Origin of the sequence: Streptomyces sp. NPDC058662 (assembly GCF_042716255.1) — a bacterium.
In the GTDB taxonomy this organism is placed as follows: Bacteria; Actinomycetota; Actinomycetes; order Streptomycetales; family Streptomycetaceae; genus Streptomyces.
Window position 1 is genome coordinate 17,266 of record NZ_JBHXRU010000062.1, and the last position, 20,952, is coordinate 38,217.

21 protein-coding genes are annotated in these 20,952 nt (G+C 75.0%); 9 read left to right on the forward strand and 12 right to left on the reverse strand.

Features of this window, described 5'->3' with window-relative positions:
• The first annotated feature begins 149 nt into the window (after nucleotides 1-149).
• Nucleotides 150-416 carry a hypothetical protein gene (locus ACFWUQ_RS21045; RefSeq protein ID WP_384540062.1) on the forward strand — a complete coding sequence of 89 codons (267 nt, stop codon included), beginning with the start codon at nucleotides 150-152 and terminating at the stop codon, nucleotides 414-416.
• Here the strand turns inward: ACFWUQ_RS21045 and ACFWUQ_RS21050 are convergent.
• The 3 genes from ACFWUQ_RS21050 to ACFWUQ_RS21060 form a co-directional block, all read right to left on the reverse strand.
• Nucleotides 364-1,134 carry an SDR family NAD(P)-dependent oxidoreductase gene (locus ACFWUQ_RS21050; protein WP_384540064.1) on the reverse strand — a complete coding sequence of 257 codons (771 nt, stop codon included), beginning with the start codon at nucleotides 1,132-1,134 and terminating at the stop codon, nucleotides 364-366. The two genes, ACFWUQ_RS21045 and ACFWUQ_RS21050, sit on opposite strands and share 53 nt — an antisense overlap.
• A 131-nt stretch (nucleotides 1,135-1,265) precedes the next feature.
• Nucleotides 1,266-2,060, reverse strand: a complete 795-nt coding sequence (locus ACFWUQ_RS21055) for a DNA-formamidopyrimidine glycosylase family protein (RefSeq protein WP_384540065.1) — start codon at nucleotides 2,058-2,060, stop codon at nucleotides 1,266-1,268.
• Nucleotides 2,061-2,573: 513 nt separating this feature from the next.
• Nucleotides 2,574-7,163: an ATP-dependent helicase gene (locus ACFWUQ_RS21060; RefSeq protein ID WP_384540067.1), complete on the reverse strand. Its 4,590-nt coding sequence runs from the start codon at nucleotides 7,161-7,163 to the stop codon at nucleotides 2,574-2,576.
• A gap of 80 nt (nucleotides 7,164-7,243) precedes the next feature.
• On the opposite strand from ACFWUQ_RS21060, the gene ACFWUQ_RS21065 reads away from it, so the two are divergent.
• From ACFWUQ_RS21065 to ACFWUQ_RS21075, 3 genes are all read left to right on the forward strand, one after another.
• Complete coding sequence (locus tag ACFWUQ_RS21065) at nucleotides 7,244-8,083, forward strand: AraC family ligand binding domain-containing protein (protein ID WP_384540070.1); 840 nt, start codon at nucleotides 7,244-7,246, stop codon at nucleotides 8,081-8,083.
• Nucleotides 8,084-8,222: 139 nt separating this feature from the next.
• Entirely contained in the window at nucleotides 8,223-8,924 is a 702-nt protein-coding gene (locus ACFWUQ_RS21070; protein WP_384540105.1) for an AzlC family ABC transporter permease, read from the forward strand.
• Nucleotides 8,921-9,229 carry an AzlD domain-containing protein gene (locus ACFWUQ_RS21075; RefSeq protein WP_384540072.1) on the forward strand — a complete coding sequence of 103 codons (309 nt, stop codon included), beginning with the start codon at nucleotides 8,921-8,923 and terminating at the stop codon, nucleotides 9,227-9,229. Before ACFWUQ_RS21070 ends, ACFWUQ_RS21075 begins: the two co-directional genes overlap by 4 nt.
• On the opposite strand, the gene ACFWUQ_RS21080 is transcribed toward ACFWUQ_RS21075, so the two are convergent.
• On the reverse strand, nucleotides 9,198-10,169 hold the full coding sequence (locus ACFWUQ_RS21080; RefSeq protein WP_384540075.1) for a hypothetical protein: 972 nt from the start codon (nucleotides 10,167-10,169) through the stop codon (nucleotides 9,198-9,200). The two genes, ACFWUQ_RS21075 and ACFWUQ_RS21080, sit on opposite strands and share 32 nt — an antisense overlap.
• An 81-nt stretch (nucleotides 10,170-10,250) precedes the next feature.
• Between ACFWUQ_RS21080 and ACFWUQ_RS21085 the strand changes: the two genes are divergently transcribed.
• Both ACFWUQ_RS21085 and ACFWUQ_RS21090 read left to right on the forward strand, forming a co-directional pair.
• Nucleotides 10,251-10,445 carry a DUF3046 domain-containing protein gene (locus ACFWUQ_RS21085; protein ID WP_384540078.1) on the forward strand — a complete coding sequence of 65 codons (195 nt, stop codon included), beginning with the start codon at nucleotides 10,251-10,253 and terminating at the stop codon, nucleotides 10,443-10,445.
• 168 nt (nucleotides 10,446-10,613) lie between these two features.
• Nucleotides 10,614-11,702, forward strand: a complete 1,089-nt coding sequence (locus ACFWUQ_RS21090) for an AI-2E family transporter (RefSeq protein ID WP_384540108.1) — start codon at nucleotides 10,614-10,616, stop codon at nucleotides 11,700-11,702.
• Here ACFWUQ_RS21090 and ACFWUQ_RS21095 read toward each other — a convergent pair.
• Nucleotides 11,656-12,411 carry a Clp protease N-terminal domain-containing protein gene (locus tag ACFWUQ_RS21095; protein ID WP_384540081.1) on the reverse strand — a complete coding sequence of 252 codons (756 nt, stop codon included), beginning with the start codon at nucleotides 12,409-12,411 and terminating at the stop codon, nucleotides 11,656-11,658. The genes ACFWUQ_RS21090 and ACFWUQ_RS21095 overlap by 47 nt on opposite strands.
• Before the next feature lie 94 nt (nucleotides 12,412-12,505).
• Nucleotides 12,506-13,699 carry an MFS transporter gene (locus ACFWUQ_RS21100; RefSeq protein ID WP_384540084.1) on the reverse strand — a complete coding sequence of 398 codons (1,194 nt, stop codon included), beginning with the start codon at nucleotides 13,697-13,699 and terminating at the stop codon, nucleotides 12,506-12,508.
• Nucleotides 13,700-13,908: 209 nt separating this feature from the next.
• Between ACFWUQ_RS21100 and ACFWUQ_RS21105 the strand changes: the two genes are divergently transcribed.
• Nucleotides 13,909-15,153 (forward strand): serine hydrolase domain-containing protein, encoded by a 1,245-nt coding sequence (locus ACFWUQ_RS21105; protein WP_384540111.1) that lies wholly within the window; start codon nucleotides 13,909-13,911, stop codon nucleotides 15,151-15,153.
• 79 nt (nucleotides 15,154-15,232) lie between these two features.
• Here the strand turns inward: ACFWUQ_RS21105 and ACFWUQ_RS21110 are convergent, their stop codons facing one another.
• Entirely contained in the window at nucleotides 15,233-15,649 is a 417-nt protein-coding gene (locus ACFWUQ_RS21110) for a VOC family protein (RefSeq protein WP_384540087.1), read from the reverse strand.
• A gap of 10 nt (nucleotides 15,650-15,659) precedes the next feature.
• Nucleotides 15,660-16,109 carry a helix-turn-helix transcriptional regulator gene (locus ACFWUQ_RS21115; protein WP_384540090.1) on the reverse strand — a complete coding sequence of 150 codons (450 nt, stop codon included), beginning with the start codon at nucleotides 16,107-16,109 and terminating at the stop codon, nucleotides 15,660-15,662.
• Nucleotides 16,110-16,351: 242 nt separating this feature from the next.
• Between ACFWUQ_RS21115 and recA the strand changes: the two genes are divergently transcribed.
• Nucleotides 16,352-17,461 carry a recombinase RecA gene (recA, locus tag ACFWUQ_RS21120; protein ID WP_384540092.1) on the forward strand — a complete coding sequence of 370 codons (1,110 nt, stop codon included), beginning with the start codon at nucleotides 16,352-16,354 and terminating at the stop codon, nucleotides 17,459-17,461.
• A 3-nt stretch (nucleotides 17,462-17,464) separates the two neighbouring features.
• Nucleotides 17,465-18,031, forward strand: a complete 567-nt coding sequence (recX, locus tag ACFWUQ_RS21125) for a recombination regulator RecX (RefSeq protein WP_384540095.1) — start codon at nucleotides 17,465-17,467, stop codon at nucleotides 18,029-18,031.
• 85 nt (nucleotides 18,032-18,116) lie between these two features.
• Here recX and ACFWUQ_RS21130 read toward each other — a convergent pair whose 3' ends face one another.
• The 4 genes from ACFWUQ_RS21130 to ACFWUQ_RS21145 all read right to left on the reverse strand — a co-directional run bounded on the left by ACFWUQ_RS21130 (nucleotide 18,117) and on the right by ACFWUQ_RS21145 (nucleotide 20,832).
• Complete coding sequence (locus ACFWUQ_RS21130) at nucleotides 18,117-18,506, reverse strand: rhodanese-like domain-containing protein (protein ID WP_384540097.1); 390 nt, start codon at nucleotides 18,504-18,506, stop codon at nucleotides 18,117-18,119.
• Nucleotides 18,503-19,054: a cysteine dioxygenase gene (locus ACFWUQ_RS21135; protein ID WP_384540100.1), complete on the reverse strand. Its 552-nt coding sequence runs from the start codon at nucleotides 19,052-19,054 to the stop codon at nucleotides 18,503-18,505. Before ACFWUQ_RS21135 ends, ACFWUQ_RS21130 begins: the two co-directional genes overlap by 4 nt.
• Before the next feature lie 78 nt (nucleotides 19,055-19,132).
• Nucleotides 19,133-19,219, reverse strand: a complete 87-nt coding sequence (locus ACFWUQ_RS21140; RefSeq protein ID WP_311318651.1) for a putative leader peptide — start codon at nucleotides 19,217-19,219, stop codon at nucleotides 19,133-19,135.
• A gap of 32 nt (nucleotides 19,220-19,251) precedes the next feature.
• Nucleotides 19,252-20,832 carry an FAD-dependent monooxygenase gene (locus ACFWUQ_RS21145; protein ID WP_384540102.1) on the reverse strand — a complete coding sequence of 527 codons (1,581 nt, stop codon included), beginning with the start codon at nucleotides 20,830-20,832 and terminating at the stop codon, nucleotides 19,252-19,254.
• Between the last annotated feature and the right edge of the window lie 120 nt (nucleotides 20,833-20,952).

The following is a 20,952-nucleotide window of genomic DNA, read 5'->3' on the forward strand; positions in this document are numbered from 1 at the left end:
GCGTCGAGCACCGGTCGGGGCCCCGTGCTGTGCGGCGGCGCTGCGCGAGCGGGCGTTTCGGGTGCGGGGGCGCGGGGGGTGCGGGAGGATGGGGCCGTCCGGGTTCCGGTCCCTGGGAGGTAGCCGTGCGGCGGTTACTGCGCACGCCTGTGGCTCTGGTACTCGCGCTGCTGGCGGGGGCCCTGTGGTGGTGGGCCGTGCTGCGGCTGGTGCTGGTCCCGGGCGGGGCCGGGCCCGTGGAGGGCGCGGTGGTCGTCGGCGGCTGGACGCTGGGCCTGCTGCCCGTGCACTGCGTCCCGCGGCCGGTGCGGCGGGTGCGGCGGGTGCGGCGCGGGGCGGGCGGGGACGGGGAGGCCGCCGGGGTCACCACGGCATCGACACTCCGCCGTTCGGCCGGAGGATCTGGCCCGTCATGAAGGACGAGGCGTCCGAGGCGAGGTAGAGCACGGCCTGGGCGATGTCCTCGGGCTCGCCGACCCGGCGCAGGGGGGACATCCGGATCATCATCGCCTCGGTCCGCTCCTGGACCTCCGCACCGTGCCGGCCCGTCATGGGGGTGCGGATCCAGCCGGGGGCCACGGCATTGACCCGGATGCCGTGCGGGCCGGCCTCGGTGGCGAGGGTCTTGGTCAGCTGGACCACGGCGGCCTTGGCGGCGCTGTAGCAGAGCAGGCCCGGCTGGGCGGCGTCCACGGCGCCGGAGGCCATGGTGATGATCGAGCCGGGGCGGCCCGCGGCGATCATGGACCTGGCGGCTTCCTGGCAGGTGCGCAGAACGCCCTTGAAGTTGATGTCGAGGACCCGGTCGAGGTCCTCGTCCGCCGTCTCCAGGACGCTGCTGGTGTGCATGACCCCGGCGATGGCGGCGGCGATGTCGAGAGTGCCCGCCTCGGCCACGGCCCCGCGCAGGGCGGTCCGGTCGGTGACGTCGAGGGGGTGGACGTCCGCGGAGCCGCCGGCCCGGGCCGCGAGCTCGGCCGTCTCCGCGAGGCCCTGCGCGTCGCGGTCGGCGCAGTGGACGTGCGCGCCCGCCCCGGCGAGGAGGACGGCGGTGGCCCGGCCGATACCGCTGGCGGCGCCGGTGACCAGGGCGGTCCGGCCGGTGAGGTCGTACGGGGCGGTGGGTGTGGGCATGCGGGGACGGTACGGGCGGATCTGACGGTCCGTCAACGGGGTGGGGCGGGCCGGTCCGGAGGGCCGGGCGCAGGGGGCGGGACTCGGGGCTCCAGGGCGCCGCCGCCGCCGTGGGACTCAGGGGGTGGGACTCAGGGGGTGGGGCCGGTCTGGCACTGCGGGCACCAGTACGTGGGGCGGTCGTCCTGCGGGGCCTGGCGGACGGGGGTGCCGCAGCGCAGGCAGGGGCGGCGGGCGCGGCCGTAGACGAAGAGGTCGTGGCCGGGGTGGCGGCTGCCGGTGGTGTTGCGGGTGCTCGACCGGTCGCCGATGTTCGCGGCCAGCAGGCGCTGGGCGGCGGCGGCCACGCGCGGGAGGACGGACTCGGGGAGCGCGCCGACCGGGGTCCAGGGCGTGACCTGGGCCAGGAAGCAGAGCTCGGACTTGTAGACGTTGCCGATGCCCGCCAGGTTGCGCTGGTCGAGCAGGGCCTCGCCGAGGGGGCGCTCGGGGTCGGCCAGCAGGTTGGCGGCGGCGCGGGCGGCGTCCCAGTCGGGGCCGAGGAGGTCGGGGCCCAGGTGGCCCACGACACGGTCCTCCTCGGCGGTACGGATCAGTTCCAGGACGGGGAGGCGGTAGCCGACGGCGGTGCGGTCGGCGGTGCCGAGGATGGCCCGGATCTCGTAGGAGGGGCCGCCGCGCCACTTCTCTCCCGGGGCGAAGACGTGCCAGGCGCCGTCCATGCGGAGATGGCTGTGCAGGGTGAGGCCGCCCTCGAAGCGGGCGAGGACGTGCTTGCCGCGCGGGGTCACGTCGAGTGTGGTGCGGCCGGTGAGGTCGGCGGTGGCGAAGCGGGGGACGCGGAGGTCGCTGCGGGTGAGGGGTTTGCCCGCGAGGGCGGCGTGCAGGCGGGCGGCGGCGCGGTGGACGGAGTCTCCTTCGGGCATGGGGTGATTGTCGCGCGGCGGCCGGTCGCCGGGGGCGGGGGCGGGCCGTGCCGGTTCCGGGGCCGGTGCGGGTGCCGGTGCGGGGCCGGTATGCGGGGTGGTGCGGACCGTGGTTGCGTGCGGCGCCGCTGCCGGGGCGCTGCCCCGGACCCCGCGCCTCAAACGCCGGCGGGGCTGGAGGGGCGGAGTGCTGGTCCGGGGTCGCGCGCCTCAGGCGCCGGTGCGGCGGGCGCTCCGCGCTCTTGAGTGGTGGCGGGGTTGGAGGGGCAGGGTGCCGGTCTGGAGCCACATCGGACGCCGCTGCCGGGGCGCTGCTCCGGACCCCGCGCCTCAAACGCCGGCGAGGCTGGGGGCGGGGGGCTGGTCTGTGGCCCTGTGGCTCAGGTGGTGGTGGGGTGGGCGCTGTCCCGGGGCCCGTGCCTCGGACGCCGGTGGGGTGGGCGTTGCCCCCGGGCCCGGGGCTGGGACGGCGGTGGGGTTGGACGGGGCCGTGTCTCGGGTGGGCCGTGGGGGTCAGGGGCGGAGGCGGAGGCCTTGGGGGGTGGCGTGGAAGCCGGCTGATTCCAGGGGTGGGCCGTGGGGGGAGGTGAGGGAGGCGGTGGCGTTGATGCGTACCACGGTCAGGGCCGGGAGGGCGCCCGTGCGGGCGCCCTCGGCGAGGGCCGCGACGGCGGCGGTCAGACGCGGGTCCTCCGGCTCCGGCCAGGCCAGGAGGGTCTTCCCGCCCCGCTCCAGGTACAGGACGAGCTCGCCGTCGACCAGGACCACCAGGGAGCCCGCTTTGCGGCCGGGCTTGTGCGTGGCGCCCGCCGGGGGCTCCGGCCAGGGCAGGGCGGCCCCGTACGCGTTCGCCGGGTCGGCGGCGGCCAGTACCACCGCCGCCAGCGGCGGCGGGTTCCGCTCCGCGGCGCGCAGCCGGTCCACGGCGCCGTCCATCGCGAACTGGGCCGCGCCCAGTCCCTCGACCACGTACCCTCGGCGCGCCTGGCCGCTGTCCTCGAAGGCGGACAGGATCCGGTACACCGCGCTGAACCCCCCCTCCACGCCCTCCGCCGCCACCGCGCCCCGCGTGACCACGCCGTGCCGGTCCAGCAGGGTGCGGGCCAGCGCGTGGGCCCGGTGCGTCGGGTCCGGGGCCGTGGCGGGCAGCAGCGACCAGCGGCCCGAGACCGTGGGCGGCCCGGTACGGGACACCGTCGCGCTGAGCGTGCCGTACCGCCCGCGCGGGACGGTCCGCCGGGCCCGGTGGGCCGTGGAGCCCGCCGTCCGGCCGGAGCCCAGCAGGGACCGCAGCGGAGCCAGGGTGTCGTTCGTCACGCGCCCCGACCAGGCGAGGTCCCACAGGGCGGCCGAGAGGTCGGCGTCGGAGGCCTCCGGGTGGGCGGACCGCACGGCCTCGGTGAGCTGGCGGAAGAAGAGCCCGTACCCGCCCGAGAGGGTGTCGAGGAGGGCGAGGTGCAGCGGGCCGAGCTCCAGCGGGTGCGGCTGCGGGACCAGCAGGGGCGCGGCCTCGGCCAGGTAGAGGGAGACCCAGCCGTCCTTGCCGGGCAGCGCCCCGGCGCCCGCCCAGATCACCTCACCGGTGGTGGTGAGCTCGTCCAGCAGGGCCGGGGAGTAGCCCGCGACGCGCGAGGGCAGGATCAGGCGCTCCAGCGCCGAGGCGGGCACGGGCGCGCCCTGGAGCTGCTCGACCGCGCGGGCCAGCCCGTCGATGCCGCGCAGCGCTCCGCCCAGGTGCTGCCACTGCGGGAGGAAGGTGGCCAGCGAGGTCGGCGGGACCGGTTCCAGCTCCTGGCGCAGCGCCGCCAGGGAGCGCCGGCGGAGCCTGCGCAGCACCGTCGCGTCGCACCACTCCTGGCCGATGCCCGCCGGGTGGAACTCGCCCTGGACCACGCGCCCGACCGCCGCGAGCCGGTGCAGGGCGCCCTCGGTCACCGCCGCGCCCAGACCGAACCGGCTGGCCGCGGCCGTCGTGGTGAACGGGCCGCGGGTGCGGGCGTACCGCGCCAGCAGGTCGCCCAGGGGGTCCTTGACCGGCTCGGTGAACGCCTCCGGGACCCCGACCGGGAGCGCGGTGCCCAGGGCGTCCCGGAGCCGGCCCGCGTCCTCGATCGCCGCCCAGTGGTCCGCGCCGGCGATCCGCACCCGGATGGCGCGGCGGGCCGCGCCGAGCTCGCCCGCCCAGGCGGCGTCCGCGCCGCGCTCCACCAGCTCGGACTCCGTCAGCGGCCCCAGCAGCCGCAGCAGGTCGGCCACCGATTCCGCGTCCTTGGCCCGCCGGTCCTCGGTCCGCCACTGGAGCTCGCGCTCCAGCTCCTCCAGTACCTCCGCGTCGAGCAGCTCCCGCAGCTCCGCCTGGCCGAGCAGCTCGGCCAGCAGCCGGGAGTCCAGGGACAGGGCGGCGGCCCGGCGTTCGGCGAGGGGCGAGTCCCCCTCGTACAGGAACTGGGCGACGTACCCGAAGAGCAGGGAACGCGCGAAGGGGGAGGGCTCGGGGGTGGTGACCTCGACCAGACGCACGCGGCGCCCCTCGATGTCGCCCATGAGCTCGGTCAGGCCGGGCACGTCGAAGACGTCCTGGAGGCATTCGCGTACGGCTTCCAGCACGATCGGGAACGACCCGAACTCGGACGCGACCTGCAGCAGTTGGGAGGCGCGCTGGCGCTGCTGCCACAACGGGGTGCGCTTGCCCGGACTGCGGCGCGGCAGCAGCAGCGCCCGGGCCGCGCACTCGCGGAAGCGGGAGGCGAAGAGCGCCGAGCCGCCGACCTCGTCGGTGACGATCCGGGTGACGTCCCCCGCGTCGAAGGCGACGTCGGCCGCGCCCAGCGGGGCCTGCCCGTCGTCGAACTCGAAGGCGGGGACGGCGCCGGGGTCGTGGTCGAGCAGGTCCGTGCTGAGCAGGTCGGCGTCCGGCAGCCGCAGCACGATGCCGTCGTCGGCGTGCATCACCTGCGCGTCCATCCCGTACCGCTCGGCCAGGCGGGCGCCGAGGGCCAGCGCCCACGGCGCGTGGACCTGCGCGCCGAAAGGGGAGTGCACGACGACCCGCCAGTCGCCGAGCTCGTCGCGGAAGCGCTCGACCACGATCGTCCGGTCGTCCGGGACGTGGCCGCACGCCTCGCGCTGCTCGGCCAGGTAGGCGAGGACGTTCTCGGCGGCCCAGGCGTCGAGCCCGGCCGCCCGCAGCCGCACCCGCGCGTCCTCGTCGCCGAGGCCGCCCAGCTCGCGGAGGAACGCGCCCACCGCGCGGCCCAGTTCGAGGGGGCGGCCCAGCTGGTCGCCCTTCCAGAACGGCAGCCGTCCGGGCACGCCGGGGGCCGGGGTGACGAGCACCCGGTCGCGGGTGATGTCCTCGATCCGCCAGGTGGTGGTGCCCAGGGTGAAGACGTCGCCGACGCGCGATTCGTAGACCATCTCCTCATCGAGCTCGCCGACCCGGCCGCCGCCCTTCTTCGGGTCGGAACCGGCGAGGAAGACGCCGAAGAGGCCCCGGTCGGGGATGGTGCCGCCGGAGGTGACCGCGAGGCGCTGGGCCCCGGGCCGGCCGGTGACCGTACCGGCGACCCGGTCCCAGACGACCCTGGGCCTCAGCTCCGCGAACGCGTCCGACGGATACCGGCCGGCGAGCATGTCGAGGACCGCCGTGAACGCCGATTCGGGCAGCGCGGCGAAGGGGGCGGCCCGCCGGACCAGTGCCAGCAGGTCGTCCAGCTGCCAGGTGTCCATCGCCACCATCGCGACGACCTGCTGCGCCAGGACGTCCAGCGGGTTCGACGGGACGCGCAGCGATTCGATGGATCCGGTGCGCATCCGCTCGGTGACCACGGCCGCCTGCACCAGGTCGCCCCGGTACTTGGGGAACACCACTCCGGTGGAGACGGCGCCGACCTGGTGGCCGGCCCGCCCCACGCGCTGGAGCCCGGAGGCCACCGAGGGCGGGGACTCCACCTGCACCACCAGGTCCACCGCGCCCATGTCGATGCCCAGCTCCAGGCTGGAGGTGGCGACCACGGCGGGCAGCCGGCCCGCCTTGAGGTCCTCCTCGACCAGGGCCCGCTGCTCCTTGGACACCGAGCCGTGGTGCGCCCGGGCCAGGACGGGCGGGGCCCCCTGGGCGGCGCCCGACTGGGCCATGACCTGGGCCGGCGGTGCGCCCTCCGGCAGCGTCTCGCCCGTGGCGCGCTCGTACGCGATCTCGTTGAGCCGGTTGCACAGGCGCTCGGCGAGGCGGCGGGAGTTGGCGAAGACGATGGTGGAGCGGTGCGCCTGCACCAGGTCGGCGATCCGCTCCTCGACATGGGGCCAGATCGACGGCTTGTCCCCGCCCTCGCGGCCCTCGGTGGCCGGCGAGCCGCCCAATTCGCCCATGTCCTGGACCGGGACGACCACCGACAGGTCGAACTCCTTGGTCGACGGCGGCTGGACGATCTCCACCTTGCCGCGCGGCGCCAGGTACCGGGCCACCTCGTCCACCGGCCGGACCGTCGCCGACAACCCGATCCGGCGGGCCGGGCGCGGCAGCAGCTCGTCCAGCCGCTCCAGGGACAGGGCGAGGTGCGCGCCGCGCTTGGTCCCGGCGACCGCGTGCACCTCGTCCAGGATCACCGTCTCGATGCCGGCGAGGGCGTCCCGGGCGGCCGAGGTCAGCATCAGGAACAGGGACTCCGGCGTGGTGATCAGGATGTCCGGCGGCCGGATCGCGAGCTTGCGCCGCTCGGCGGGCGGGGTGTCCCCGGAGCGGATCCCGACGCGGATCTCCGGCTCCGGCAGGCCGAGGCGGACCGACTCCTGGCGGATGCCGGTGAGCGGGCTGCGCAGATTGCGCTCCACGTCCACCGCGAGGGCCTTGAGGGGAGACACGTACAGCACCCGGCACCGCTTGCCGGGCTCGGCCGGCGGCGGTACGGAGGCCAGCCGGTCCAGGGCGGCGAGGAAGGCGGCGAGGGTCTTGCCGGATCCGGTGGGCGCCACGACGAGGACGTCGGAGCCCTCCCCGATCGCCCGCCAGGCGCCGTCCTGGGCGGGGGTGGGCGCGGAGAAGGCCCCCGTGAACCACGAGCGGGTCGCGGGGGAGAACGTGTCGAGCGCGGAGCCGGCCATGCCCCCATCGTGCACCCCGCCACCGACAACGAGCCGGACCTGCGAGAACACCGCCGTCCGGCGGGGCGCAGAATGGGGGAATGGGTACGGACGAGGGGCGGCGGGAGTGGGCCCGGCACTGGCGGCACGCCGAGCTGCCCGGCCTGGACCTGCTGCGGGCCCGCTACGTACGCCACACCTTTCCGCGCCACACCCACGACGGGTACGTGATCGCGGCCGTCACCCGGGGCGTCGAGGAGATCGGGATGCCGGGCGGCACCGTGCTGCGCGCGGGGCCCGGCAGTGTGGTCCTGATCAATCCCGAGGTGCCGCACAGCGCCCGGGCGGGCGATCCCGAGGGGTGGGCGTACGCGACCCTCTACCCCTCCCGCGGCCTGATCGCCGAGGTCGCCGAGGAGATCGGCTTCCGGCGCGGGACCCCCGGTTTCACCGCCGCGCTGGTGAGCGACCCGTACGCCGCCCGGGTGATCACGGAGGTGCACCGGGCGGCGGAGGCCGGGAACGCGCTGGCCGCCGACACCCTGCTGCGGGCGGCGGCCGCCAGGATGCTGGAGCGCCACGCCGGGCCTCTGGCCGCCCGCGCGGTGCGCGGCGCGGGGGCCGCCGACGCGGCGGCGGCCCGGGCCGTGCTGGAGGAGCGGATGGCGGACCCGCCCACGCTGGAGCAGCTGGCCGCGGGCCTGGGAACCAGTCCGTTCGCCCTGCTGCGGGCCTTCCGGGAGCGGTACGGCATGCCGCCGCACACCTGGCTGACCGACGCCCGGGTCCGGCGGGCACGCCGGCTGCTCGACGGGGGCGCCGCGCCCGCGGCGGCGGCCGTCGCGGTCGGCTTCACCGACCAGCCGCACCTGAACCGGCACTTCACGCGCATCGTGGGGGTCCCGCCGGGCGCGTACCGCAGGGAGCGGCCCCCGGCCTGACCCGGGCGGGGCGTGGGGCCTGCCCCGGGTGGCCCCCGGGTGGCCCCGGGCCGTCCCGCGCCGCCGGATCCGGCGGCGCAAGAACGTACAAGACCTCCGGTCTCCGCCCGCATAGGTTCAGGGCGTGGGAAAGCAGCAGATGATCAGAGAATCGGACACCGGGCAGGTGCCGGCCGGGCGGCCGCGCGCCGCCGTGGTGCGGGACGCGCTCGGGGTCGGGGTGGCCGTCGGGCTGTCCGGGTTCGCCTTCGGGGTGACCGCCGCGGGGGCAGGCGTCAGCACCCTCCAGGCCTGCGCCCTGAGCCTGCTCGTGTTCACCGGAGCCTCCCAGTTCGCCCTGGTCGGCGCGCTGGCCGCGGGCGGGAACCCGCTGACCGCCGCCGCCGGGGCCTTCTTCCTCGGGACCCGGAACGCCTTCTACGGGCTGCGGCTGTCCCAGCTCCTCGCGCTGCCGCGCGCCGTGCGGCCCTTCGCCGCGCACTGGGTCATCGACGAGACGACCGCGGTGGCGCTGGCGCAGCCCGACCGGAAGTCGGCCCGGCTCGGGTTCGCCGTCACCGGGCTGAGCCTCTACGTGCTGTGGAACCTCACCACGCTGCTGGGCGCCCTCGGCGCCGAGGCCATCGGGGACACCGACGCCTGGGGTCTGGACGCCGCGGGACCCGCCGTGTTCCTGGCGCTGCTCGCGCCGATGCTGAAGACCTCCACCGAGCGGGCGGTCGCCGCGCTCGCGGTGGTCCTCGGGCTCGGCTTCCTGCCCGTACTGCCCGCCGGGGTGCCCGTGCTGATCGCGGCGCTGGCCGCGCCCGCGGTGCTGTGGATGAAGGGGCGCCGCTCGTGAACGTCTGGATCGCCATCGGGCTCACCGTCGTCGGCTGCTACGCCGTCAAACTCGCCGGGCTGCTCGTGCCCGCCGGGGCCCTGGAGCGGCCGCTGGTGCGCAAGCTCGCCGCCCTGCTGCCCGTCGCGCTGCTCGCGGCGCTCACCGCGCAGCAGACCTTCAGCACCGGGCACGGGATCGTCCTCGACGCCCGCGCCGCCGGACTGGCCGCCGCCGGCCTCGCCCTGCTGCTGCGGGCGCCGTTCCTCGCGGTGGTCGCGGCCGCCGTGGTCGTCACCGCGGGCGTACGGGCCCTGGGCGGGTAGCGGCGCCGGCGAGCCTGCCGTACGCGCGCAGCGTCAGGAGCGCCTCCAGGGTGGCGATGGGCCGCCGCTCCAGCGAGCTGCCCGGAGCCCAGGCGTGTCGGCGTACCGGCCAGCCCCCGTCGGTCTGCTGCTCGGCGGCCAGGAAGTCCAGCGAGCGGCCCAGCTCCTCGTCCGTGAACCACGCGCGGGCCACCGATTCGGGGCGGCGCGCGAAGTCGTGCGGGAAGAGGTGCTCGCCGGGGGCGTAGCCGGGTGCGGGCGGGTGCTCCTCGCGCCGCCCCGGGTCGAGCACGGCGAGCCCGCGCTCGCGCACCATCCGCCCCAGCCGGTCCGCGGCGGCCGCCGCGCGCGCCCGGTCGGGAGCGCCGTCGAGGAACGCCACCGCCCCCTGGACCTCGTACGGATGCGAGTGGCGCATGGTCTCGACCCGGTCCCAGCAGAAGTCCGTCGCCCGGAAGAGCCAGGCGTTCCAGACCCGGTTGCGGTGCAGCAGGCCGACGACCGGCCCCGTGGTCAGCAGTTCGCCGGCGGGGTCGTCGCGCACCGGGTGGTAGGGGGCGGCCGGATAGCCGCGGGGGGACGGGAAGACGGCCGGGAGCGCGCCGTCCGGTGCGGAGACCTGGGTCAGGTGGCGGCAGAGGCGCTCGATCCGCTGCCCCGCGCAGCGGCCCAGGCTGTCCAGGACCCGCAGCGCGTGCACGGTGTGCAGGGGCTGGCTGACGGGGCCGCGCAGATCCGGATCGAGGGCGTGGCCGTAGCCGCCGTCCTCGTTGAGGTACGAGCCCAGGGCGGTGTCCACCGGGTCGGCGTCGCCGCCGAGGAAGTGGAACGCGAACCGGCGCTGCTCCAGTACGCGGGCCGTGAGCCAGATGAACTGCTCGGCGCGGGCCAGCGGGGCCGCGGCGGCGGTGGCCGGCGGAGGAGCTTCGTCTCCAGACATGGCAGAGACCGTAGGGCGCGGCGCCGTCCCCGAGGGGGGCGAACGGGACCGGTGCACTCTCCGGGGCGGGATACTGGAGGCATGCGGTTGACGGTTTTCTGGGAGCGGATGGCGGAGCACTTCGGTGCGGGCTACGCGGACTCCTTCGCGCGGGACCACGTCATGACGGAGCTGGGCGGACGGACCGTGCACCAGGCGCTGGACGCGGGCTGGGAGGCCAAGGACGTGTGGCGCGCGGTGTGTTCGGCGATGGACGTACCGGCCTCGCTGCGCTGACCCGGCTCCCGCGCCCCCCCGGGCGGCCGGGCGTGGCACGGGCCGGGAGCGCTGCTTCGCGGTCCGGGCGGCGGGTGGGCCAGACTTGGGCGCGTGGCAGCCAACGATGAGACGACCGACCGGCCGGCAGCAACGACGGCCGTACCCCCGCGTCCGCCCGGGGACAGGATGCCGCCCTGGCTGCCACGCGCCGTGGTCCTCGTCCTGGCCCTCGTCGCCTGCTTCCAGCTCGGCAGCTGGGCCTTCCACCAGCTGATCGGGCTGCTCGTCAACGTCCTGATCGCGTTCTTCCTCGCCCTCGCGATCGAGCCGGCGGTGGCCCGGATGGCGGCCCGCGGCATGCGCCGCGGGCTCGCCACCTTCCTGGTGTTCCTCGCGGTGTTCGTGGTGGGCGCCGGCTTCCTCATCCTGCTCGGCTCGATGCTCGCCGGGCAGATCATCGACATGGTCGAGGGCTTCCCCCGGACCCTCGACTCGGTGATCGACTCGATCAACAGGACCTTCCGCACCGAGTTGTCCAGGCTGGAGATCCAGGACAGCCTGCTGCGCTCCGACTGGCTGCGCAAGTACGTCCAGAACAGCGCGACCGGCGTGCTCGACGTGTCCGCCACCGTGCTCGGTGGACTCTTCAAGCTGCTGACGATCGGACTGTTCTCCTTCTACTTCGCCGCGGACGGGCCCAGGCTGCGGCGCGCCCTGTGCTCCGTACTGCCGCCCGCGAAGCAGTCCGAGGTGCTGCGCGCCTGGGAGATCGCCGTCGCCAAGACCGGCGGCTACCTCTACTCGCGCGGGCTGATGGCCCTGATCTCGGGCCTCGCGCACTACGTCGTGCTGGCGGTCCTCAAGGTGCCGAACGCGCCCGCGCTGGCGGTGTGGGTGGGGCTGGTCTCCCAGTTCATCCCGACCATCGGCACCTACCTGGCGGGCGCGCTGCCGATCCTGATGGCCTTCACCGTCAACCCCTGGTACGCGCTGTACGTGCTCGGATTCGTGGTGATATACCAGCAGTTCGAGAACTACGTCCTGCAGCCGAAGCTGACCTCGAAGACCGTCGACATCCACCCGGCGGTGGCCTTCGGCTCGGTCATCGCCGGCACCGCCCTGCTGGGCGCGGTCGGGGCGCTCGTCGCGATCCCGGCCGTCGCCACGCTGCAGGCCTTCCTCGGCGCGTATGTCAAGCGGTACGAGTTGACGCGCGAGGCGGACGCCTCTACCGCGCGTCCGCGTCGCCGATTGCGGCTGCCACGGCTTCGGTGACGGTCGCCTCCGCGGCGGCCTTGTCCACGCCGAGACCGCTCAGCGGGCCCGTGCCGTTCTCCTGCTCCAGGAGCGCGAGCAGGATGTGCTCGGTGCCGACGTAGTCGTGGCCCAGGCGCAGTGCCTCGCGGAAGGTGAGCTCCAGGGCCTTCTTGGCGGACGCGTCGAAGGGGATGAGGTCGGGGACGTCGTCCTGGGCCCGGGGCAGGGTGGCGGTCGCGGCGGCGCGCAGTTCCTCCGCCCCGACGCGGCGGGAGCGCAGGACCAGCCCCGCGAAGCCCTCGGGCTCGGCCAGCAGGCCGAGGACGAGGTGCTCGGTGCGGATCTCGGTGCCGCCGGCGGCGCGGGCCTCGTTCTGGGCGGCGACGACGACGTTGCGGGCGCGGGGGGTGAAGCGGCCGAAGCCCTGGTTCGCGTCGGGGCCGGGGGTGCCCTCCTTGTCGGCCTTGGGGACGAAGCGCTTCTGGGCCGCCTGGCGGGTGACGCCCATGCTGCGGCCGATGTCGGTCCAGGAGGCGCCGGAGCGGCGCGCCTGGTCGACGAAGTGGCCGATGAGGTGGTCGGCCACGTCACCGAGCGCCTCGGCGGCGACGACGGCGCCGCTGAGCTGGTCCAGGGTGTCGGTGTGGACCTTCTTGATGGCCTCGATGAGGTCGTCGAGACGCACCGGATGGGTCATGCGGACGGGTTCCACGGGAGGGTTCGTCATGAGGCAACCCTAGGTTGACAGTCGAATAGGTGTCAACCTCTGGTTGTCAGTCGGGTCGTTCGGTGAACGCCGGCCGCCGACCTCCGGCGGGGCCTCAGGCGGCGACCGGTCGGACCGGCCGCCGGAGCAGGTAGACGCCGGCGACCGCGGCCAGGACGGCCATGCAGGCGATGAACACCAGCCCCGCGCCCTCCAGCCCCATCGGACCCGCCAGCACGCCCACGCCGATCACGGGCAGCGAGATGCCTGTGTACGCCACCACGAACAGCGTGGAGATCACCGAGGCGCGCCGGTCGGGCGGAGAGGCCTGCGCCACCGCCGACAGCGCCCCTCGGAACGCGAGCCCCTGCCCGACCCCGCCGACGACCGCGCTCAGCACGACCAGCACCAGCAGCTCCCACCGCAGCGCCCCCGCGAGCAGGCCCAGCCCCACGAGGAGCCCCGCGCAGCCCAGCGGCAGCGACCGCCCCACCCCGACCCGGTCGACCGCCAGTTGCCCGGCGGTCGAGGAGAAGAAGGCCAGCGCGACGACCAGCCCGCTCACGGCGCGGTTGTGGACGTCCAGGGACTGCGCGAGGAACGCCGGGCTCACCGAAGTGAACACGCCGAAGAGCGCGAACCCCACGAACGAGGCGATGGCCGCCGGCCCGAACACCGCCCGCACCCCCGGGGGCACACCGGGCCGCTGCGGGCGTACGGTGCTCAGCGGCCGACGCTCCCGCACCGTCTCCCGCAGGCACAGCAGCACCGCCACCGAGACGGCCACCAGCGCGAGGTGCACCACGAACGGCAGGTACAGCGGCCAGGGCGCGTACTGCGCCAGCACCCCGGCGAGCAGCGGACCGCAGCCCAGCCCGCCCATGTTGGCGGCCGTGGCCACGAACGTGGCCCGCGCGGCGCCGCCGGGAGGCGCCGACTCGATCACGTACACCGTGGCCGCCCCGGTGAACAGGCCGGCGGACAGGCCCGACAGCAGCCGCCCCGCGTACAGCCAGTCGAGCCCGGAGGCGCACAGGAAGCAGACGGCGCTCGCGGCGGCGCAGCCCAGCCCGACGAGCAGCACCGGACGTCTGCCCACCGCGTCGGAGGCGTTGCCGGCGAGCAGCAGCACGCCGATGACGGCGAACGCGTACACGGCGTACACGACGGTCACCATCAGCTCGGAGAAGCCGAACTTCTCCTGGTAGAGACCGTAGAGAGGGGTCGGCAGCGTGGTGCCGGCCATGCACACCGCGAACACCGCCCCGCCCAGCACACACTGGCGCCACCTGCGACGATCACCGTCCATGACGCCGACGGTAGACCCCGTGCGCCGCCCCGGCCCGGCGTGGCGTGCCCGGCGCGCCGGACGGGCGGGAGACCGTTCTCGCCGCGCGGACCCGGACGGGGCGTGCCTAGGCTGGTGTCGCCGCTCCCGCCCCTCGCGGGAAGCGGCTCGATGCTCCACGACAGGTCGTACGACAGGTCAGGAGGCCCTCGGTGAGGAACGCACATCGGATGGTCCGCAGAGCCTGCGTGGCGGGCGTTGCCCTGGGCGTGCTGGTGGCCCCGGCCGCCTCCTCCGCGGCGGGACCGGCGGCCCCGCCCGGAGCGGGGGCCGCGGCCGGCCACTCCGCTCTCGCCGCGCCCAGCCCCTCCGCCGTGTCGCCGTCGCCCGGTGACGACTCGTTCGCCCGGCTCACACCTGCCGTCGCGGCCAAGCTCGACGCCGCCGTGCAGCGCACGATGCGCGAGGCGAACGTGCCCGGGGTGACCGTGGGCCTGTGGGCGCCGGGCAAGGGCAGCTACGTCAGGTCCTTCGGCGTCGCGGACAAGGCCACGGGCGCGCCCATGCGCCAGGACCTCCACGTCCGCATCGGGAGCGAGACCAAGACCTTCACGGTCACCGCGCTCCTCCAGCTGGTCGACCAGGGCAAGGTGCGTCTGGACGACACCATCGGCAGGTACATCCCCGGTGTTCCGAACGGGGACCGCATCACGCTGCGCGAGCTGGCGGGCATGCGCAGCGGGCTCTTCAACTACTCCGAGGACGCCGACTTCACCAAGGCGTTGGAGGCGGACCCCGACAAGCCCTTCACCCCGCAGCAGTTGCTCGCCTACTCCTTCGCGCACCCGGTCCAGTTCGCGCCGGACGCGGACTTCGAGTACAGCAACACCAACCTGATCCTGCTCGGTCTGGTGGTGGAGAAGGTCACCGGCCGGCCGATCCACGAGGTCGTCGAGCAGGAGGTCCTGGAGCCGGCCGGGCTGCGCCGGACGGTCTTCCCCACGAACGCGGACATCCCGGCGCCCTACGCGCAGGGCTACACCGACGAGACGCCTTCGGGGAAGATCGTGGACGCGACCCACTGGAACCCCTCCTGGGCCTGGGCCGCCGGAGCGATGATCTCCGACCTGCAGGACCTGCGCACCTGGGCGCGCGTCCTCGCCACCGGCACCCTGCTGACCCCCGCGACGCAGGCCGAGCGGCTGGAGACCCGGCCGATCGGCATCCCGGGGGCCGGGTACGGGCTGGGCATCTTCGACGTCCAGGGCTGGATCGGCCACAACGGCTCCCTGCCCGGGTACGAGACGCTGACCGTCTACCTGCCCGAGGCACAGGCGACCATGGTCATCCTGCTGAACACCGACGTCCTCAAGGACGGGCAGGAGCCGAGCACCCTCTTCGGGGAGGCCGTCACGGGCATCGTGAGCCCCGGGCACGTCTACCCGGGGCACAAGCCGCCCGCGAAGCCGAGCTGAGGCCGCGCCGGCAGCACGGGCGTCCAGCCCGTGCTGCCGGCGCCGCCCGTGCTGTCCGCGGGACGGGTCGGGTGCGGGGTCAGCGGGTGCGGGGCTGGTTGAAGCGGAGCATGTTGCCGGACGGGTCGCGGAAGGCGCAGTCGCGGACGCCGTAGGGCTGGTCGACCGGCTCCTGCAGGACCTCCCCGCCGGCGGCCTGGATCCGCTCGAAGGTGGCGTCGACGTCCTCGGTGGTGAAGATGACGCCGCGCAGCAGGCCCTTGGCGAGCATCTCCGCCATCACCTGCTTGTCGGCCGACGAGGCGTTGGGATCGGCGAGCGGCGGTTCGAGGACGATCTCCACGTCCGGCTGCGAGGGCGATCCGACGGTCACCCAGCGCATGCCCTCGAACCCGACGTCGTTGCGGACTTCCATGCCGAGGACGTCGCGGTAGAAGGCGATCGCCTTGTCGTGGTCGTCGACCGCGATGAAGCACTGCGAGAGTTTGATGGTCATGGCCCCGACGTTACGAGGCGTCGGCGGCTTCCGCTTCTCCGTTCCTGACCGGTTCTCCCGGGGGCTCCGGGTTGCGGAGCGGGCGGGTGCGGACTTTGGCCACACACGCCGGGATCGGGGCCCCCGCCTCGTGCCGGCGGGCCCGGTAGGCGCTCGGACTCTCGCCGACCAACTCGGTGAAGCGGGAGCTGAAGGACCCGAGCGAGGTGCATCCGACCGCGAAGCAGACCTCGGTCACGCTCAGGTCGCCGCGCCGCAGGAGCGCCTTGGCCCGCTCGATGCGGCGGGTCATCAGGTACGCGTAGGGCGTCTCGCCGTAGGCCGCGCGGAAGCTGCGCGAGAAGTGTCCGGCCGACATGAGGGCGACGCGGGCGAGCGCCGGCACGTCCAGCGGCTCCGCGTAGTCGCGGTCCATCGCGTCCCGTGCCCGCCGCAGCCGTACCAGGTCCTCGATCGTCACCGCCCCAGCATCGCACGCCGCCGCCCGCGGCCCCCGGGATGCGTTGAGCTGCCGGTCCGGCCCGCGGAGCGGCGGCCGGAGCGCGGGATCACGGGGCCGGGCGTGGCGCGCTTGACAGGGAAATCGAACATCCATTCTGATGAGTTATCCACAGCCGAACCGGTCGTGGAGGCGCATTGTCAGTGGCAGGCATTAGCGTCAATGGCGTGAAGCGATCGACTCAAGCAAACCGGGTGGAACCCATGGCAGGCACCGACCGCGAGAAGGCCCTCGACGCCGCGCTCGCACAGATTGAACGGCAATTCGGCAAGGGTGCGGTCATGCGCCTCGGCGACAAGCCGAACGACCCCATCGACGTCATCCCCACCGGGTCGACCGCGCTGGACATCGCGCTCGGCGTCGGCGGGCTGCCCCGCGGCCGCGTGGTCGAGGTCTACGGTCCGGAGTCCTCCGGTAAGACGACCCTGACCCTGCACGCCGTGGCCAACGCGCAGAAGGCCGGCGGCACCGTCGCCTTCGTCGACGCCGAGCACGCGCTCGACCCCGAGTACGCCAAGGCCCTGGGCGTCGACACCGACAACCTCATCCTGTCCCAGCCGGACACCGGCGAGCAGGCCCTGGAGATCGTGGACATGCTCGTCCGCTCCGGCGCCCTCGACCTGATCGTCATCGACTCCGTGGCGGCCCTGGTGCCGCGCGCCGAGATCGAGGGCGAGATGGGCGACTCCCACGTGGGCCTCCAGGCCCGTCTGATGAGTCAGGCGCTCCGGAAGATCACCGGTGCGCTCAACCAGTCCAAGACCACCGCGATCTTCATCAACCAGCTCCGCGAGAAGATCGGTGTGATGTTCGGCTCGCCGGAGACCACCACCGGTGGCCGCGCGCTGAAGTTCTACGCCTCCGTGCGCCTCGACATCCGCCGTATCGAGACGCTCAAGGACGGTACGGACGCGGTCGGCAACCGGACCCGCGTCAAGGTCGTCAAGAACAAGGTCGCGCCCCCGTTCAAGCAGGCCGAGTTCGACATCCTCTACGGCCAGGGCATCAGCCGCGAGGGCGGCCTGATCGACATGGGCGTGGAGCACGGCTTCGTACGCAAGGCCGGCGCCTGGTACACGTACGAGGGCGACCAGCTCGGCCAGGGCAAGGAGAACGCCCGCAACTTCCTCAAGGACAACCCGGATCTCGCCAACGAGATCGAGCGGAAGATCAAGGAGAAGCTGGGCGTCGGGGTCCGCAAGGACGCCGCGACCACGGAAGCCGCTGCCGAGACGGCCGACGCGGCCGCCGCCGTGCCCGCCCCGGCGACGAAGGCCAAGACGACGGCCAAGGCCGCCGTCGCCAAGAGCTGACCCGTGCGGGAGCAGGAAGGGGGCGGCGGGAGCCGGGGCGGCCGTGAAGGACGCCAGGACCTGCCGCCCCAGAGTCCCGAGGAGCAGGCGCGGGCGATCTGCCTGCGCCTGCTCACGGGGAGCCCGCGCACCCGGCGCCAGCTCGCGGACGCCCTGGACAAGCGGGGCATCCCCGAGGAGGTGTCGCAGCAGGTCCTCTCCCGGTACGAGGAGGTGGGCCTGATCGACGACGCCGCTTTCGCCGGGGCCTGGGTCGAGTCCCGGCACCGGGGCCGCGGCCTGGCACGGCGGGCGCTCGCCCAGGAGCTGCGGACCAAGGGGGTGCACGCCGCCCTGGTGTCGGAGGCCCTGGAGCAGCTGGACTCCGAGCAGGAGGAGCAGACGGCCCGCGAGCTCGTGGAGCGCAAACTGCGCTCCACCCGGGGCCTGGACCGCGACAAGCGCATCCGGCGCCTCGCGGGGATGCTCGCCCGCAAGGGATACCCGGAGGGCATGGCCCTGCGGGTGGTGCGCCGCGCGCTGGAGGCCGAGGGTGAGGACGCCGACGAGCCCGGGTATCCGGCGGAATGACGGCCGCCGACCCGGCCGCCCCCCCCCCGCGTCCGAACGGGGTGACCGGGAGGCCCGCCGCCCCGACCCGGCCGCCCCCCCCGCGTCAGGGCGCGGTGACCGGGAGGCCCGCCGCCTTCCAGGACTGGAAGCCGCCGCTCAGGTCGGTGGCGCGGTGCAGGCCCAGGGCGTGCAGGGAGGCCGCGGCGAGGCTGGAGGCGTAGCCCTCGTCGCAGACCACCACGACCTGGAGGTCGTGGCCCGCGGCCTCCGCGGCCCGGTGCGAGCCCTGGGGGTCGAGACGCCATTCCAGTTCGTTGCGCTCCACCACCAGCGCTCCCGGGATCAACCCGTCCCGCTCGCGCAGCGCCTGGTAGCGGATGTCCACCAGGAGCGCTCCCGCGCGTGAGGCCTCGTACGCCTCCCGCGGACCGAGCCGGGTGTATCCGGCGCGGACGCGCTCCAGCAGCTCGTCGATGCCGGTCGGGGCGCTCACTGCCAGTCCGCCGGACGCTCGACGTGCTCCAGGGTGAGCACGGGGCCGTTGCGGCTGTAGCGCCGGATGAGGGGGAGCGGGGGGTAGTACGCGTGCACCGAGACCGCGTGCTCGGCGGCGGACGCGTTCAGCACCTCGTGCACATGGTGCTCGGCGAACGCCCGCCCGGTGCCCGCGGCCAGACCGCGGGTGCGGTCCACGCCGGTGGTGAGCCGCAGCGACTGCCACCCCTGCGCGGGGAGCCGCACGGCCAGCGAGTGCTCGGTGAGGACGCCCCGGGCGGTCGCGAAGGCGCCGCGCGACTCGGCGTGGTCGTGCCATCCGGTGCCCGTGCCCGGCGGCCAGCCGATCAGCCAGGCCTCACTCCCGCCCGGCCCGTCCAGCCGGATCCAGGTGCGGCCCCCGGGGTCGAGGGGCAGCGAGGCGACGACCTCGGGGTCGGCAGCCGTGCGGAGGGCGAAGTCGAGCAGCTGGGCGGCGGTGGGCCCGCCGGAGGCCCCGGCGGGCGCGGGGGCGGAGGGGACAGGGGCGTACGCGGGTGCGGACATGTGCGGAGGACCGTTCCTGGGGTTCGCGGGAGTGCGCGCGGGCCGGTGACGGCACGGGGCGCGCGGGAGGGAGGCGAATCAGCAGGAGGGGCGACACACGCAGCCCGCGTAGCGGAGCAGGTCCATATGGACCCTCCGCCACAGGCGTACGTCGTTGCCGGTCATGTCCGCGAGTGAACCACGAGTCCGCGGGAGGGTCAATCGATCACCGCGGTCGGCTTCGGTGTCGGCGGGAGCGCCGCCCTCGACGACGCGGGCGCACCCGCCCGGACGGCGTCCGCCGCCTCGTACAGCTCCGCCGGACGCACCCCGGCGAAGGTCGCCGCCAGGTGCCCGTCCGGCCGGACGAGCAGCACGGTGTGCGCCGGCGCCCCCGGGTAGCCGTCCGCGACCAGCAGATCGGTGCGGACGGGGAGGGCGCTGACCGCCGCCGCGAGCCGGGGCATCAGCCCGGCGCCCAGCCAGTGGCGCCGGTCCCACACCCCGGTGCCGGGGGCGACCAGGACCGCGAGCAGCCGGCCCTGCCCCAGCAGGTCGCGCAGCGGGACGGTGGACCCGTCGGGGGCGGTCACCGGGACGTTCGCCACCGGACCGCCCGGCTCCGTGGCCGTCGGCACCTCGCGCACGGCCACCGGGGGCGCGTACGCGGGCTCCGCGCCCAGCGGCCCCCGCCCCAGGTGGCCGTCGGTGAGCAGGGCTTCGGCGGACCGCGCCGCCCCGGGGAGGTGCGTGCGCAGGGCGCCCGCGGAGCGCAGCGCCGGCATCGCCTGGTCGGCCGCGCGCAGCCGGGCGGCGACGGCCGTGCGCCGCTCGCCCTCGTAACTGTCGAGCAGGGCCTCGGAGGCCCCGGTGTGCCAGGCCAGGGAGAGTTTCCACGCCAGGTTCTCGGCGTCCCGCAGCCCCTCCTCCACGCCCTGGGTGCCGAGCGCGCCCAGCAGGTGGGCGGCGTCTCCGGCGAGGAAGGCGCGGCCGTCGCGCCAGCGCCGGGCGAGGCGGTGGTGCAGGGTGTGGACCCCGGTGTCGAGGAGGTCGTACGGGGGAGTCGTGCCACCGCACCACCTGGCGAGGGTGTCCCGGACGAGGGCCACCAGCGCGTCGGGGGTGACCAGGTCGCCGCGCGGCGGGAGCAGCCAGTCCAGCCGCCACACCCCGTCGGGCAGCGGCCGCGAGGTGACCTCCCGCGGAGGGTCGCGGTCCAGCAGGGCCTCGCCGGGCCAGGGCAGTTCGGTGCGCAGCGCGGCGACGGCGTGCCGTTCCACGGCGGTGCGGCCCGGGAAGCGGATGCCGAGGAGCTTGCGCACGGTGGAGCGGGCGCCGTCGCAGCCGACCAGGTAGCTCCCGCGCCACCAGGTGGTCTCGGCGCCCCGGGTGTGCGCGGTGACCCCGTGGCCGTCCTGCTCCACGGAGTCCAGCCTGCTGTCGGTGACCAGTTGAACCAGCGGGTGGGCCGCGGCGGCGTCCCGGAGCCCCCGCGAGAGGGCGTGCTGCGGCAGGTGCAGGGGGGCCGGGTGGTCCTCGAAGGTGGTCCGCCGGGCCGGCCGCCGCCCCCGTACGGTGCGCCACGCGGCGAAGTACGCCCCCTCGTCGCGCAGGGTGGCGCAGCCCAGCCGGTGCGCCATGGCCGCCGTGTCGGAGTGCAGGACGACCGTACGGGCGGGTCGGGGCTCCTCCTTGCCGGGCCCTTCGTCGAGCAGGATGGAGGGCACGCCCTGGCCGGCCAGGGCGAGGGACAGGGACAGCCCGACGGGCCCCGCGCCGACGACGATCACCGGGTCCATGGCGCGGCTCCCGATGTCCGGTATGTGATCACAGAACGTATGCAACCCACTGGAGGTGCCTGCGTCAAGTGACGCCTGCCCCGGACGCCCGCGTGGTGCGGCGGATGGGATCCGCCGCAC